The sequence below is a fragment of the Succiniclasticum sp. genome (assembly GCF_056977735.1).
On the sequence record NZ_DBMCWA010000014.1, the window covers coordinates 24,708 to 40,003 of the forward strand.

A 15,296-nucleotide genomic window follows, 5' to 3' on the forward strand; every position below is an offset into this window, starting at 1 on the left:
AAAAAAGCAATGATATCAAAGCGTTTCGGAACACGGGAGTTTTTCAATGCGTTATCGGTTATTAGATACACTGCGGGGCATCTCCGTAGTGAGTATGATAGTATTCCACGCCTGTTGGGATTTGGTGAATCTTTACCATTTTGACTGGCCCTGGTTTCAGGGAACGGCAGGGCATGTCTGGCAGCAGAGCATCTGCTGGGCATTTATCCTGATCAGCGGGTTCTGTATGGGACTGAAAAAAGAAGATTCGTCTGGGTTTGCATCCTGTAAACGGGGACTGATACTACTGGCGGCCGGTGTTCTTGTCACTGTTTCCACCTTTCTGTTTACCCCGGAAAGCCCGATTATTTTCGGCGTGCTTTTTTTCCTGGGCTGTGCCATGCTGTTGACAACAGCGCTCATGCCGTTACTGCGTAACTGTTCCGGCAAGACCGGCCTGTTGCTGGCAAGTCTGCTCTTTTTCCTGCTGCGTAATATTAATGAAGAAACGCTGGGATTTGAGAATATTGTCCTGTACAGATTGCCGGAAGCCTGGTACAAGCAGGGGATGCTGGCGACTTTTCTGGGTTTTCAGGACAAAAATTTTTTCTCTGCGGATTATTTTTCTTTAATTCCATGGTACTTTTTATTCCTGGCAGGATACTTTTTATGCCGTTGCACGGAAGAAGAAAATGAATTGTCAGGAAAAAACGCAGTGGCCACAATAACGTTGCCCGCATTTTTTGCAAAAGGAATTTCCGTTTTTGAAAAACCGGGGCGGCGCTCTCTTCTGATTTACCTGTTACACCAGCCAGTCATTTTGCTGCTGTTGTCTGTCCTTATAAAATAAAAAAGGAAACATTGATTAATTGTCTGCATACCGGCCGAAGCTTTTTGTGACTGACTGCGCCGTCGGACCATCTCTTTGTCAGTCTCAAAAAACTTCGGCCGGCACACAAGCTTATTTAAGCAGCGACTCCTTAAGAAAAATTAAAAAGAATCTGAATTTCCTCTTGCTTTTTTCATCGAGTTGGCGTAATATAGTACCGTAATCTTTTTTGTGGGGATGTAGCTCAGCTGGGAGAGCGTACGGTTCGCATCCGTAAGGTCGAGAGTTCGATCCTCTTCATCTCCACCATTAGAACCCTCGACACTTTTTGTAAAGATAGTGTCTTAAATACAGACCCCATCAGTATTGTTAGCTGATGGGGTTTTCTGTTTATTTATTTAGTTTTGCTTTTTCCAAGATTGTGAACGAAGCATTTCTCTGCTCACTTTAACATGCGTTTTCATATTTTCGTTGCAAAATAGTTGGAAATTTGTACGATTGATATGGAGGATTGGAATAAAGAAATCACTGATAAAGAAGCGCTTAATCAGTTAGGAGAATAATTAATATAGGCATGATAGCGGCAGCACTGGATGAATCAAATGAAATGCAACTATCCGGCTTAGGGGGGATAATCTCCTTAATCCGGATTTTTTGTTTTACGTTAATAATGTAGTATAATTATTTATATATAACATGTTTATGGTTCTGAAACGAGGGGAATCAGGATGAAAACAGTCATAGCTATGGATTCGTTCAAGGGAAGCCTTTCATCCCTCCAGGCGGGACAGGCAGTGGCAGACGGGTTCCGGCGGGGTTTTCTGTATGTGTTATATTTTTTAGAAGTTTGTTGCGTAATAGAATTAGATTATGATAAAATAAGAATGATTTTAAGATGGTTATTACTATGAAATTTGAGTAAAAGTATATTATTACATCTTTAAGCGTAAATGATAATTGTTTGATTAGGAGGACGTGATGACTTTTCAATCCCTGACCCCTGAAGTACTTGCACAACTCACCGCTGCGCTCCCCGAAAGTGTTCTGGCCGGAGACGCACTCACCGAGGATTATGCCCACGATGAGATGGTGTCCGCCGGGTTTCGCATGCCGGACGCTGTAGTTCTGGCGCGGTCTACGGAGGAGGTTTCCAAAGCCTGCAAAATTCTGTACGAGAACAACATCCCCATCATTCCCCGCGGGGCCGGAACCGGGCTCAGCGGCGGCTGCGCGCCCATCTGCGGTGGTGTGGTCATTGATCTGACCAAGATGAACCATATTCTGCGCTGGGATATGGAGAATAGTCTGGTTCACATTGAAGCTGGCGTCCTGTTGGCTGACCTGGCCACTGCCTGTACGGAGCGCGGTATGTTTTATCCGCCCGACCCCGGCCAACGGTTCGCTGCGGTGGGTGGAAACGTGGCCACTAACGCCGGTGGGATGCGGGCTGTGAAATACGGCTGTACCCGTGAATATGTTCGTACCATGACGGTGGTGCTTCCCGATGGCCGTGTGGTGAAACTGGGCGGTGAACCCAGCAAAAACAGTTCCGGGTATTCTCTCATGCATCTGATGGTTGGTTCTGAGGGAACCTTGGGAATCATCACGGAACTGGGACTGAAGTTTATCCCCCAGCCAAAATTCACTGTCTCCCTTCTGGGAATGTTCGAGGATCTGGCGGCCTGTATCCGTTGCGTACCTGCGGTCAAGCACTCCGGGCTGGATCCCCAGTCTCTGGAATTTATGCCCCGGTCCAATGTAGAACGGGCGGAGAAATTTACGGAAAAGGTGGTCTATCCTGCCAAGAGTGAGGGAGTCGACGTGGGAGCATACCTTCTGACCAGCTTTGACTGCCGCCGGGAAGAGGAGATGGAAGAGACCATGGAGGCAGCCGCCGAAGTTATGCTGGAAGGCGGTGCGCTGGATGTGCTTGTGTTTGATAATGCCAATGCGATGAAAGCTGCCTGGGATATGCGCCGGGCAGTGCCGGAGGCAATCCTTGAAACCTATGACAAGGTGGAGGAGTGTGACATCGTGGTTCCCATCAGCTACATCGCGGAGATTGTGGAATATGCACAGAGCCTGGCGGGCGAGGTAGGTCTGGATATTAATACCTACGGACATGCCGGGGACGGCAACATCCATATCAAACTCTGTGCGAACGGCATGGAGGAACAGGAATTCCGCACCCGGTCCGATAAGTTCCTGGATCTGATTTATGCCCGGGGCAAAGGAATGAACGCCCTGATCTCCGGGGAACACGGCATCGGAGCTGTTTCCGTCAAACGTTTGGAGGACTATGTTGGAAGTGACGTGATGGGACTGATGCAGGGCATTAAGGCTGTATTTGATCCGAAGGGACTGTTAAATCCAGGAAAGGTCTGCACGTATGTGACGGACTGACACGATGGCGAAGTAATTTGGTTACCGTATCGTTTTGAATTGCCGGGTGCGTGTTTTACGCATCCGGCTTTTTATGATGATTCAATGATGCAGTGTTTACTGAAGCGTGGTGAGGTGGATTGAAAATGGTACGTAATGTAATTGTCTTTGTTTGTTTCTTGCTTTTGTGTAATGCTGGTATGGTTGGGGATGCCTGGCCGGATCTTATGGCAGAATTTCAAAAGCATTATGCAACGTTGGAAAAGTACAGATAGGAATCATATAACACCTTAAACTTAAATAAGAATTTCCTGTCTGTTGCTGGTCGTGCAGCCGTGCCCCCGTTTCTTTTTGCAAGCTGCATGCTCTTATGATATAATTATATGTCATTTATAATTAGATTACATTCTGTAATACCATAATGCAGTACGATAAAGGAGAATAAACTGTGAGCACGAATTTGGATGTAGGTATCGTGGGGCTTCCCAACGTGGGTAAAAGTACATTATTTAATGCAATCACCAAGGCCGGGGCGGAAGCGGCTAATTATCCCTTCTGCACTATTGAGCCCAACGAAGGTGTGGTTGCGGTTCCGGATGAACGGCTGGATGTGCTGGCAAAGATGTTCAATTCCCGAAAAATCACGCCGGCCATCATGCACTTTGTGGATATTGCCGGGCTGGTGAAGGGTGCGTCCAAGGGCGAAGGCCTGGGCAACCAGTTCCTCAGCCATATCCGTAACACGGACGCCATCGCCGAGGTGGTACGCTGTTTTGAAGATGAAAATGTGACTCACGTGGAAGGCAGCGTTGATCCGGTGCGGGATATCCAGATCATTGACACGGAATTGTGCCTGGCGGATATTGATACCGTCAATAACCGGATGAAAAAAGTGGAAAAGCTGCTGAAAGCCCATGACAAAAAGGCTGTAGCGGAGCAGGAATTGTTGGAGCGCATCGCCAAAGGGCTGGAGGATATCGTTCCCGCCCGCCGCATGGAGTTTACGCCGGAAGAAGAGGCCATGCTGTATGATTTGCATCTGCTCACCCGTAAGCCCATCATCTATGTTTGCAACGTGGCGGAAAGCGAAGCGGCGGATGCCAGCGGCAACCCCCATGTGAAAGCGGTGCAGGAATTCGCGGCCCAGGAACATGCGGAAGTGGTTGTGATTTCTGCCAAAGTTGAAGCGGAAATCGCGGAACTGCCGGAAGAAGAAGCAAAGGAATATCTGGAAATGGAAGGGCTGACGGAAGCCGGCCTGAACCGTCTCATAAAAGCGGGCTTCAAACTGCTGGGCCTGCAGACTTATCTCACTGCCGGTGAAATCGAAAGCCGGGCCTGGACCATCAACATCGGTACAAAAGCGCCTCAGGCAGCGGGAAAAATCCATACGGATTTTGAAAAAGGATTTATCAAAGCGGAAATTGTTTCCTATGACGACTTGGTAAAATGCGGCAGCAAAGTGGCTGCCCGGGAAAAAGGCCTGATTCGTCTGGAAGGCAAGGATTATGTGATGCAGGACGGGGACGTGGTGGAATTCAGGTTTAATGTGTAAACCTGGCGAATGTAATGAAAAGATTCGGCGTTTGCGCTTACAGAAGCAATCTGCCGGCTATTGTTTTGCTATATCGGGATCGGCATTATTATAGAGTAAATTCATAAGGAAGAAGAACATGTTTGACACACACAATCACTGTGAGTTTTCCTGTGATTCAAAAATGACGTTACGGCAGGCGGCAGACACGGCCGCGAAGCTGGGCATCGGGATGATTCTGACAGAGCATTGGGATTATGAATATCCCACCAACCCAGAGCAGTTCCTCTTCGACCGGGACGCGTATTTTAAACAGAACCTGCCTTTGCGCAGCGATAACGTGTTGCTGGGTATTGAGGTGGGGATGCAGCCTCATCTGGCGGAAAAAGAAGACAAGGTTGCGGAAGGGTACCCCTTTGATTTTGTGATCGGTTCCATCCATATGATGAACCGGCTGGATTTGTACGAAGCAACAACGTACAACGGACTGTCCAAAGAAGAAACCATGCACGATTTCCTCCGGGACAGCATCCGTTGCGCGGAAAATCACAACAATTTTGATTCCTTCGGTCACATCGATTACATCTGCCGTTACTGGCCGTACGAAGACAAAGAGTTTCACGTGAAACAAAATCAGCAGGAGTGGGATCGGCTTTTTAGAATTTTAATAGAAAAAAATAAACCAATCGAGATCAATACCCGTCGGCTGGATTCTGAAACGGCGATTCAATCGTTGCTACCTTTATACAAACGCTACAAAGAACTGGGTGGCAAATACTGCACCTTGGGCAGTGACGCCCATTACACGGATCACATCGGCCGACGTTTGGCTGTAGCGGTCGCCATGGCGAAAGAAGCGGAGCTGCAACCGGTGTATTTTAAAGAAAGAAAAATGGTTCTTGATACGGTGAAGTGAAGGTAACGCCGCGAATTTTCTGCCGCACAGACAGGCGTGGGGATGAGCTGGCGTTTCATAAAGTACTGGGTAACAAACCATACAGGTAGTTTTATGCAAAAGAGTATGACTTCAGGGAATTCCCTGAAACTGCTGCTGACGTTTATGGTGCCGTTGATCATCGGCAATATTTTTCAGCAGATGTACAGCATTTCGGATATTATTATTGTAGGACGTACCATCGGTGTCAACGCGCTGGCTTCTGTCGGTGCGGCGGCTCCGATTTTTATGCTGCTGGTGATGATCACTATGGGTATGTCCAACGGGTTCACCGTGCTGACAGGTCAGTTCTTCGGTGCAGAGGATCTGGAGAAAATGCGGCGCAGCGTGGCCATGAGTCTGATGCTCAGCATCATCGCGGTCATTTTCCTGGCCGTGACCATGTTCATCGTTATCGATCCGTTGCTGGCCCTGATGAACTTGCCGGAGATTTTGTACGAAGACACACGCAGTTATATTCTGATCGTGGCAGAAGGTCTGTGGGCCATGATGGCCTACAACTTTTTTTCGGCTGTGCTGCGTGCTCTGGGGGACAGCAAAACACCGGTGGCCTTTCTGATTTTTGCAACTATTATCAATGTGGGGCTGGCCCTGCTGTTTATTTTGAAATTCGGTATGGGTGTGCCCGGTTCCGCTTATGCGCTGGTTATGGCCCAGGGCATCTCGGCGTTTCTCTGTGTCATTTACATGTGGAAGCATTTTCCCATTTTGCGTTTAAAAAAAGTTGACTGGAAATGGGACAGAGATTTTGCCCTGGCGCACCTGAAGATTGGTTTGCCCATGGCGGGGCAGTTTTCTATTCTGGGCATCGGCATCCTTCTGATCCAGTCCATCACCAATTCCTTTGGCCCCAATACTATTGCCGGTTTTACGGCGGCCATCCGGGTGGAGCAGCTGGCACTGCAGCCCATGGCTTCCTTCGGTATCGCCATGGCGGCCTTCAGCGCCCAGAATTACGGGGCCAAACAGTTTCAGCGGATCCGTGACGCGGTTACAAAATGTTCCATCATTGCCATGGCCTTTGCCTTCGTTGCAGGTATCCTCATTTTCTTTTTCAGTGAAAATATAATCGGTATCTTCATTGAAGAAGGGAATCCTGACGTGGTCAAGGACGCACTGCTGTATCTGAACTGTTCTGTGCCGTTCTACTTTTTCCTGAGTCAGATGTTTATCTACCGCAGTGCCGTGCAGGGTATGGGCGTGGGTATGGTGCCACTGGCTTCTTCCCTGATCGAGCTGGGTATGCGGACCGGTGTGGCCAAGTTCCTGGCTGTGGACTGGGGATATCGGGGTGTTTGTTATGCCAGCCCAGTGGCCTGGGTAGCCGGTTCCATTTTTCTTTTTTTCGCGTACCGGTATTTTATCAGCCTGTTTGAGAAACTGAACCGGTAGAAAAAATTGCAGGCCTGATAGGAAACATTGACGATCCGATTGGAAAGAATCGTACCGGAATGAAAAAAGCCGTGACAAATGCTGCACGGCTTTTTTTGTATCAGTTGTTACATTTTTCAAAAATCTGATAATTTTTTTCTCCAAAAAATATTATTTGCGTTGTTTTTGTTTGACAAAAAAAATTTCTTTTTTTATAATCTACATAACGTAATTTTAAATTAGGTACATCTTATGAAGGGAAAGAGTATTCTGCTGCGGCAGGTCCCAGAGAGCCGGTGGATGGTGAAAACCGGTGACGGCGGGCAGAGGAAGATCCTCCCGGAAGACCGGCGCTGAATCCGCATTAAGCGCCTGCGTTTTTTCCACGTTACAGGAAACGCGTATGTTAGTACGTAGCAAAGTGTCCGTAAAACTTACGGGAATCAGGGTGGTACCGCGGATTGTTTCCGTCCCTCACTTTATGGGGGACGGTTTTTTATATGGTGAGCGGCTTCCGTTTTTATAATACGAAACGAAAGATGTTCAGAGGTATGAATCCGCACCTTCAGATACTGTTTTTTCCAGTAAAACAGCGTAAAGATAATTTCAGGCATACAGGGGGAAAACAAAATGATGAAGCAGCATTTGGCGATTCTGTGCGATAATAAACCGGGCGTTCTGACACATGTGGCCGGTCTGATCAGCCGGAGGGCCATCAACATTGAGTACATCAATGCAGGGTATACGGAAGAGCCGGACGTGACGCGTATTAACATCGTCGTGTCCGTAGAAGACCAGCGGGCACTGAACCAGGCGATCCTGCAGCTGGCCCGGCTGATTGATGTAATAAAGGTCGTAAATCTGGATGAGGCGCCGTTCATCAGCTATGAACTGGCCATGATCAAGGTCAAAGTGGGTTCCACACAGGAACTGTCTGATATTGCCAACCTGGCGGACCTGTTCCACGCAAAAATCGTGGACGTCAATCCGGGAGCTGTGGTCATGCGGGTCACCGGCAGGGAAGACCACATAGAGGCGCTGTTGCAGATGCTGAAGGAATATGAAATTATCGAGATGGCCCGCACCGGCCAAATTTCCCTGTCCCGTGGTTCCAACGCGGTAAAGAAGATGTAGGTATCCACGTTTCCGGTCTGGTCCGGGGCGCAGAATACATAATTTATTTTCGTGAGTTCTTTATTCAAATTATTTATTTTATTAAAAAAAGGAGAGATTTATCATGGCAAAAGTGTATTACGATCAGGATGTAAACTGGGACGTTATCAAAGGCAAGAAGGTTGCAATCGTCGGTTACGGAAGCCAGGGTCATGCCCATGCGCTGAACCTTCGTGACAGTGGTCTGGAAGTCGCGGTTGGTCTGTACAAAGGATCCAAATCTGCAGCAAAAGCGGAAGCTGCCGGCTTAAAAGTAATGACGGTAGGCGAAGCTGTAAAATGGGCGGACATAACCATGATCCTGATTCCGGACGAAAAACAGGCTGACGTTTATAAGAACGAAATCGCGCCAAACCTGAAATCTGGCAGCGCACTGGCTTTTGCCCATGGCTTTAATATCCATTTCCAACAGATTATCCCGGCTGCTGATGTAGACGTATTTATGGTTGCCCCGAAGGGCCCCGGCCATCTGGTACGCCGCGTATTTACGGAAGGCTCCGGCGTTCCCGACGTATTTGCGGTATATCAGGACGCATCCGGCAAATGCTTTGACCTGGCACTGGCGTATGCTCGCGGCATCGGCGGTACCCGCGCAGGCGTTATCGAGACTACCTTCAAAGAAGAAACTGAAACCGACCTGTTCGGCGAACAGTGCGTACTGTGCGGCGGCGTGACCGCTTTGATGGAATCCGGTTTCAATACGCTGGTTGAAGCAGGCTATCAGCCGGAAATCGCGTACTTTGAATGCTTCCATGAAATGAAACTGATCGTTGACCTGATGTATGAAGGCGGCATGGCCAAAATGCGTCACTCCATCAGTGATACAGCGGAATACGGCGATTACCATACCGGCAAAAAGATCGTTACCGATGAGACCCGCGCGGCGATGAAGAAAGCGCTGAAGGAAATTCAGGACGGTACGTTTGCTAAAGACTGGCTGCTGGAAAACCGGTCCGCCGGCCGTGCGCATTTCCTGGCAGAGCGCCGCATCCATGCAGAAACCCAGTTGGAAGAAGTTGGTAAAAAACTGCGCAGCATGATGAGCTGGCTGCAGGCTCCCAAAGCGGCAGCGCCTGCTCCTGCCAAAAAGTCCACGGCTAAAAAAGCGCCGACCAAGAAATCTGCTCCGAAAAAATAAGTATAACAGTAACGCAGCATAGAGGCGCGGCAATGAGCCTCTATGCATACCCTTACTGAACAATGAACCTGTTGCCGGAGTGTGCCTCCGGCGGTTTAATCCTGAGAGAATGAGAAGGTAAAGCTCGATGAAACTGAATGGCGCGCAAGTTGTAATTGAAAGCTTGAAAAAAGAAAACGTGGATGTGGTGTTTGGATACCCCGGTGGCGTAATCCTGCCTTTGTATGATGAAATGTATAAAGCGGAATATCCCCGGCATATCCTGCCAGGCCATGAGCAGGGTGCTGTGCACGCGGCAGACGGATATGCCCGTGCTACGGGGCGTCCCGGCGTATGTTTCGCGACATCCGGACCTGGTGTATGTAACATGGTTACAGGTATTGCAACTGCATACATGGACTCGATTCCGTTAGTTGTTTTCAGTGCCCAGGTGGCTACCAGGGCAATCGGAAGGGACTCTTTCCAGGAAGCAGATATCACCGGTATTACAACGCCGATTACCAAACACAATTATCTGGTAAAAAAGATTGAAGACTTGCCTCGCGTTATTAAAGAAGCATTCATGATTGCTACGACCGGACGGCCGGGTCCGGTACTCATTGATATTGCGACAGACGTTTTTCGTGCGGAAATCGACTATGTATATCCGGCGGAAGTCCATCTGCGGGGCTACAGAGCGGATTTTACCGGTAATGAAGCTGACATCGACAAGGCGGTTGCTGCGTTTAAAGAAGCAAAGAAGCCGGTACTGATGACAGGTGGCGGCGTCATTTCTTCCGATACGGCAGAATTTGTCCGCCAGATTGTGAAAGCTACCGGTGTACCGGTTGTAACGACACTCATGGGAAAAGGCGCAGTATCGGATTTTTATGATGCGCATCTTGGAATGGTGGGCATGCACGGGTCGTTTGCTTCCAACATGTGTATAACCCGGTGCGACTTGATCATGGCCGTCGGTGCCCGGTTTAGCGACCGTGTCACCGGTGATGTGGAAAAATTTGCCAAAAATGTTACGGTTATCCAATTTGAGGTGGATAATGTCGAAATTGACAAGATTGTTCATGCAGACATTCCCGTAATCGGCGATTTGCGCTGGTCCATGCCACTGTTTTTGAAGAAAATTAAGAAAAGTGGTGCGAGCCTGAAAAAACAGTTTGCACCCTGGCGTGAAGCCATGCTGAAAATTAAAGCAGATCATCCGTTTGTTTCCCGTAAACTGAAGGCTAAAATCACGCCGGAACTGTTATACAAAACCATCATGAAACATGCGGACACAGATGCTGTGGTAGTAACCGACGTAGGGCAGCATCAAATGTGGACGGCCCAATTCTACGATGTGGACCTGCCCCGCCATTTCCTATCTAGCGGCGGTCTGGGAACCATGGGCTTCGGTTTGCCGGCGGCTATGGGTGCCAAGCTGGGCTGCCCGGATAAACAGGTTATCCTGTTTACCGGCGATGGCAGCATCATGATGTGTTGCCAGGAATTTGCCACGTTGCACCGCTATGGCATTCCCGTAAAGGTTTTCGTACTCCACAATAACGTGCTGGGCATGGTGAACCAGTGGCAGCGCTTGTTCTTCGGAGGGCGTGAAAGCCAGTCTATAGTGAAAGACCTGGTAGATTTCCCAGCCATGGGCAAGGCTATGGGTGTGGAAGGCATGAAGGTCAGCGATCCCAAAAAGCTGGAAAGCGTTGTAAAAGCGGCGTTGGAAAGCAGTGAATCTGTGCTGGTTGACGTGGCGATTCCAAACGATGAGAACGTGTTCCCAATGGTGCCCGGGGGCAGACATCTGGATCAGATGATCCTGCAGGACACGATTGACTGACTAATTGGTTTGGGAATGAACCGGTCACCTTGCATTTGCCTGATGACCGGCATTGCCTGAAGAAATAAAATATAGTAAAATAAAGTACCGGCTATCTGTGCATATTATTTTGGGACTGCCGGTACTTTCGTATTTATTGTGTAAACATACTGTTGAACATTTTGGCAGAAGGTTGCCGGATCAGCAGTTTCTGTTATTAAGAAATGAGGGGTTGTGCAGTTATGGGATATCCCGACTTGAGAAAATTGATGCTGTGCCGGAATCTGTTAGAAGATGCAGTGATACAGAAACTGGTTGCCATTCAGTTAAAAGAACAGGACATTGCAGCTGCCGGTGAAGAAGACCGGAACACGGAAATACAGGTGCTTCGCAGTGAACTGGCGGCATTATTGGTAAAAAAAGCGGAAATACTGGGGCTTTCCGGTAATATTTTGTCGGCCTATATCATTCATTGCCTGGCGGAAGGCAACAACACGGCGGCGGATACCATCGAAGCGGCCGGCTCTTACGGAAAAGGGCTGATGCAGGTCATGGTCCGGGATATGCAGCTGTTGTTGCCATATCTTTCGGCTAAAAACGATGACTTTACCGGGCTTGCATTTCTGGATACATATTGCCCGGCTGTAGAGACTGACAATAAGTTTGAAACCAATTTGCAGAAAAAAATAGCCCGGGCAAAGACAGTAGCCGGGGCGGCCCGGACCTTGCTGGCTTATTACAGAAAATGGGGCAGTGGCATGCTGGCCCGTTACACAGCTTTCCGTATCGGTACAGGTGGAAAACTGATTGGAATCGCGGATTTCCCGGTCTTTAAATGGGAGGACCTGTTAGGGTACGAAGACCAGAAAACAAAGCTGCTGACGAATACGCGGAACTTTATGGAAGGCAGGCCTGCCAATAATGTGCTGCTGACCGGTGCCCGGGGAACCGGGAAGTCTACCGGGGTAAAAGCACTGGCAGGCATGTTTGCCGCCGATGGTCTGCGGCTGATTCAGATTGGCCGGGATCAGCTGGATATGGTTGCGCCTGTATTGGAAAAGCTGAATGAGATTCGAAGCAAAAAATTCATTCTGTTTTTTGATGACCTTTCCTTTGATGAAGGGGAGTCCAGTTACAAATACCTGAAATCAGTTATTGACGGCAGTGTTACGGCCCAGCCGGACAACGTTCTGATTTACGCTACCTCGAATCGCCGTCATCTGCTGAAGGAAACCTGGAGTGATCGGAGCGATGCGATGGAAGCAGAGGTGTACCGGCAGGACAGTGCTAACGAAAGTATTTCCCTTTCCGACCGTTTCGGTTTGATTCTGCATTATTCGGCTCCCAGCCAGGACGAATACCTGCAGATTATTGATCATGAACTGCGTAAAGCTGGCGTACAGCTTTCCAAAGAAGAGCTACGTCTTGAGGGCATCCGATGGGAGATGGAACATTCCGGACGGAACGGACGCATTGCCAACCAGTTTGTAAAATGGTATTTGGGGAATTTGGAAGAATAAATTTGTAATTACTGAGTTTGCTTTATGTTTTGCGTGAAATGTTTTGGAGAAATAATATGAATACCATTGCCTGTTTTGGAGATTCATTAATTGAAGGCTTTCCCTTTTATCAGGAAAACAGCTGGGTGGCGCAGGTGCAAAAAAACACTGGCATCCGCATGCTGAACCACGGTATCTGCGGTGAATGCTGTGATGATATCAAAGACCGTCTGATTTGCCGACCTCTGCCAAAAGAGGTAACACATATTCTTTTTGAAGGGGGCATGAACGATATTATCCAGGGCTGCCCACTTACCTTTTCCATTGAACAGATCCGACAGGCAAAACAGTTTTGTGATGAACAAAACGCAGCGTTCTGTCTGGTTCTGCCCTGGCTGTGTGGTGCGGAAGAACTGAATCACATCATTGAACGCATGCGTGAAGCAATGAAAAATGAATTTGAAAACAAATGTTATCTTCTTGACTTTGAGCCAATGTTTTTTACGAAGAAACACCGTATGGAGTGGTTTATCTGGGACGGTGTTCACCCTAAAGCTGAAACGTACGAAGCATTGGGAAATTATGCATCATCGTTGCTGAAAAAGTGGATCAGGGAAGATTAAAAAATAGTACTTGACGAATGACCGAAAAATGTGGATAATAATAAAGTACTACCATAGTTGCCACTTTAGCTCAGCTGGCAGAGCATCTCATTCGTAATGAGAGGGTCGTAGGTTCAAATCCTATAAGTGGCTCCATAGTAAACAAGCGGTTTCCAAGAGATTGGGAGCCGCTTTTTTATTCCGATAAAATAGAAATGGTGACCATTTTGGTGACATTTGGTAAAAGGAACATACAAGGGAGAGGAAAAAATTCCTTCATTAATTATGAGAAATAGGGTAAAATATAAACAGTAGACCAAAAGATATGTCAACATTCTATTTAACAAGGAGGTCATTATGATTAGCTACGTACGTCGAACTCTTATGCTTCTTTTGCTTTTGCTGTTCATGCTTTCTATGCCCTGTATGGTTCTGGCAGAAGATATTGTGATCCTGCATACCAACGACATTCATTGCGGGGTATTGGACAATGTAGGGTTTCCCCGTCTGGCCCAGTACAAAAAAGATTTAAAGAAGGCCGGATACAAGGTATTGCTGGTAGATGCCGGCGACTGTGTGCAGGGAGCGCCTATCGGCAAGCTTTCACAGGGAGAATCGGTAGTACGTATCATGAATGCCGTAAAATATGATTTCCTGATTCCGGGTAACCATGAATTTGATTATGGAATGGAACAGTTCTTTAAATTGGCCAAAATGCAGAAATCCAAATACCATTCCTGCAATTTTATTGATCTGCGTACCAACAAGCTGCCGCTGTTCCCCTATAAGATTATTAAAATCGGAGGAAAAAGTTTGGGCTTTATTGGTGTGACCACGCCTCAGACTCTGAACACTTCCACCCCTAAATTCTTCCAGGATGAAACGGGTAACTTTATTTACGGTTTCTTTGAAGATGAAACCGGAGAGAAGTTATACAAGCAGGTACAGAAGACGATTGATACGGTTCGTAAAGAGGGCGCGGAATATGTTTTTATAGTAGGTCATCTGGGCATGGACGGTTCCATTCCCCGCTGGGCCAGTCCGGCGATTGTACGCAATACCCGCGGGTTGGATGCTCTAATTGACGGTCATTCTCATGAGAAGTATGCAGCCCGTTATGAAAAGAATCTGGATGGGAAAGAGATTCTGATCACCCAGACCGGGACCAAGTTGCAGTCGATTGGTAAGCTGGTGTTGAAAGATGACGGCAGTTTTGTATCCACGCTGGAAACGGATTTAACGAATTCTGACAAAAAAGTTGAAAAGTTGATTGCCAAAGAAAATAAAAAATATGAACCGATTCTGAATCAGCCAGTAGGCGAAACCGCATTTGATATCCGTTCTGACAATCCGGCTGACAATGTTCGCAGGGTGCGTAACGGGGAAACCAATATGGGCGATTTTGTAGCCGACGCGTTCAAAAACGTATTGGATACCGATGTCGCCATTGTCAACGGCGGTTCCCTGCGCAACAACATTAAGAAAGGTGTATTTACGTACGCCAGTCTGCTGGAAGCATTTCCTTTTGGTAATATGTGCGCGGCTGTGGAATGCAGCGGCCAGACCCTGTTAGACGCGTTGGAGTTCGGCGCTTCCAATTATCCGGAAGAACGGGGTAACTTCATGCAGGTATCCGGTATTACCTATACCATCGACTCCCGGATTCCTTCTTCTGTGAAGCTGGATGAAAAAGGCAATTTTGTAAAAGTGGAAGGCGAATACCGCGTTAAAGATGTGATGGTCAACGGAAAGCCTCTGGATTTGAAGGCGAACTATACGGTTGGCGGTTCTAACTATGTACTGAAAAATGGCGGCGACGGTAATGTGATGTTTAAAGACTGCAAATTGTTGCAGGACGGTCAGATTTCCGATGTAGACGCAATCATGGAATACGTGCAGAACTATCTGAACGCCAAAATCCCGGCCGAGTATGCAGCCTGGGACGGACAGAAACGGATCACGATCATTAAATAAAAGTAACGTAACCTTGCAAAGGGATGGCTGTACTTTTACAAAGGCAGGTGCAC

The 15,296-nt window shown here is 47.8% G+C and carries 10 protein-coding genes, 2 tRNA genes, 2 pseudogenes and 1 other annotated feature; all 14 genes and pseudogenes read left to right on the forward strand.

Going from position 1 to position 15,296, the window contains the following annotated elements; all coding sequences use genetic code 11:
• Positions 1–46: 46 nt before the first annotated feature.
• Complete coding sequence (locus ACZOWY_RS08780; RefSeq protein ID WP_484395764.1) at positions 47–829, forward strand: heparan-alpha-glucosaminide N-acetyltransferase domain-containing protein; 783 nt, start codon at positions 47–49, stop codon at positions 827–829.
• A gap of 212 nt (positions 830–1,041) precedes the next feature.
• Positions 1,042–1,117 (forward strand) — tRNA-Ala (locus tag ACZOWY_RS08785).
• Positions 1,118–1,536: 419 nt separating this feature from the next.
• Positions 1,537–1,623 (forward strand): annotated as a pseudogene (locus tag ACZOWY_RS08790) (glycerate kinase); the annotation flags it as partial.
• A 160-nt stretch (positions 1,624–1,783) separates the two neighbouring features.
• Positions 1,784–3,211, forward strand: a complete 1,428-nt coding sequence (locus ACZOWY_RS08795) for an FAD-binding oxidoreductase (RefSeq protein WP_484395769.1) — start codon at positions 1,784–1,786, stop codon at positions 3,209–3,211.
• Positions 3,212–3,638: 427 nt separating this feature from the next.
• Positions 3,639–4,745, forward strand: coding sequence for a redox-regulated ATPase YchF (ychF, locus tag ACZOWY_RS08800; RefSeq protein ID WP_484395775.1), 1,107 nt, complete (start codon positions 3,639–3,641; stop codon positions 4,743–4,745).
• Positions 4,746–4,863: 118 nt separating this feature from the next.
• Positions 4,864–5,640, forward strand: coding sequence for a histidinol-phosphatase HisJ family protein (locus tag ACZOWY_RS08805; RefSeq protein ID WP_484395779.1), 777 nt, complete (start codon positions 4,864–4,866; stop codon positions 5,638–5,640).
• Between the two features lie 105 nt (positions 5,641–5,745).
• Positions 5,746–7,071 carry an MATE family efflux transporter gene (locus tag ACZOWY_RS08810; protein ID WP_484395782.1) on the forward strand — a complete coding sequence of 442 codons (1,326 nt, stop codon included), beginning with the start codon at positions 5,746–5,748 and terminating at the stop codon, positions 7,069–7,071.
• A 222-nt stretch (positions 7,072–7,293) separates the two neighbouring features.
• Positions 7,294–7,528: a binding site (T-box leader), on the forward strand.
• Between the two features lie 152 nt (positions 7,529–7,680).
• Positions 7,681–8,184 (forward strand): acetolactate synthase small subunit, encoded by a 504-nt coding sequence (gene ilvN, locus ACZOWY_RS08815; RefSeq protein ID WP_484395786.1) that lies wholly within the window; start codon positions 7,681–7,683, stop codon positions 8,182–8,184.
• Positions 8,185–8,287: 103 nt separating this feature from the next.
• Positions 8,288–9,277: pseudogene (gene ilvC / locus ACZOWY_RS08820) on the forward strand (ketol-acid reductoisomerase); the annotation flags it as partial.
• Positions 9,278–9,488: 211 nt separating this feature from the next.
• Entirely contained in the window at positions 9,489–11,189 is a 1,701-nt protein-coding gene (gene ilvB, locus ACZOWY_RS08825) for a biosynthetic-type acetolactate synthase large subunit (protein ID WP_484395791.1), read from the forward strand.
• A 236-nt stretch (positions 11,190–11,425) separates the two neighbouring features.
• A complete protein-coding gene (locus ACZOWY_RS08830) occupies positions 11,426–12,688 on the forward strand; it encodes an ATP-binding protein (protein ID WP_484395797.1) in 1,263 nt (420 codons plus the stop codon).
• Between the two features lie 56 nt (positions 12,689–12,744).
• On the forward strand, positions 12,745–13,290 hold the full coding sequence (locus ACZOWY_RS08835; RefSeq protein WP_484395805.1) for an SGNH/GDSL hydrolase family protein: 546 nt from the start codon (positions 12,745–12,747) through the stop codon (positions 13,288–13,290).
• Positions 13,291–13,349: 59 nt separating this feature from the next.
• Positions 13,350–13,425, forward strand: a tRNA-Thr gene (locus tag ACZOWY_RS08840).
• Positions 13,426–13,626: 201 nt separating this feature from the next.
• Positions 13,627–15,243 carry a bifunctional metallophosphatase/5'-nucleotidase gene (locus ACZOWY_RS08845; RefSeq protein ID WP_484395807.1) on the forward strand — a complete coding sequence of 539 codons (1,617 nt, stop codon included), beginning with the start codon at positions 13,627–13,629 and terminating at the stop codon, positions 15,241–15,243.
• Positions 15,244–15,296 lie beyond the last annotated feature (53 nt).

Bases quoted from the DNA above. Each gene is read 5' to 3' on its own strand.
- ACZOWY_RS08780 (WP_484395764.1), top strand. From the start codon at position 47: ATGCGTTATCGGTTATTAGATACACTGCGGGGCATCTCCGTAGTGAGT.
- ACZOWY_RS08805 (WP_484395779.1), top strand. From the start codon at position 4,864: ATGTTTGACACACACAATCACTGTGAGTTTTCCTGTGATTCAAAAATG.
- ACZOWY_RS08810 (WP_484395782.1), top strand. From the start codon at position 5,746: ATGACTTCAGGGAATTCCCTGAAACTGCTGCTGACGTTTATGGTGCCG.
- ilvN (WP_484395786.1), top strand. From the start codon at position 7,681: ATGATGAAGCAGCATTTGGCGATTCTGTGCGATAATAAACCGGGCGTT.
- ilvB (WP_484395791.1), top strand. From the start codon at position 9,489: ATGAAACTGAATGGCGCGCAAGTTGTAATTGAAAGCTTGAAAAAAGAA.
- ACZOWY_RS08835 (WP_484395805.1), top strand. From the start codon at position 12,745: ATGAATACCATTGCCTGTTTTGGAGATTCATTAATTGAAGGCTTTCCC.
- ACZOWY_RS08845 (WP_484395807.1), top strand. From the start codon at position 13,627: ATGATTAGCTACGTACGTCGAACTCTTATGCTTCTTTTGCTTTTGCTG.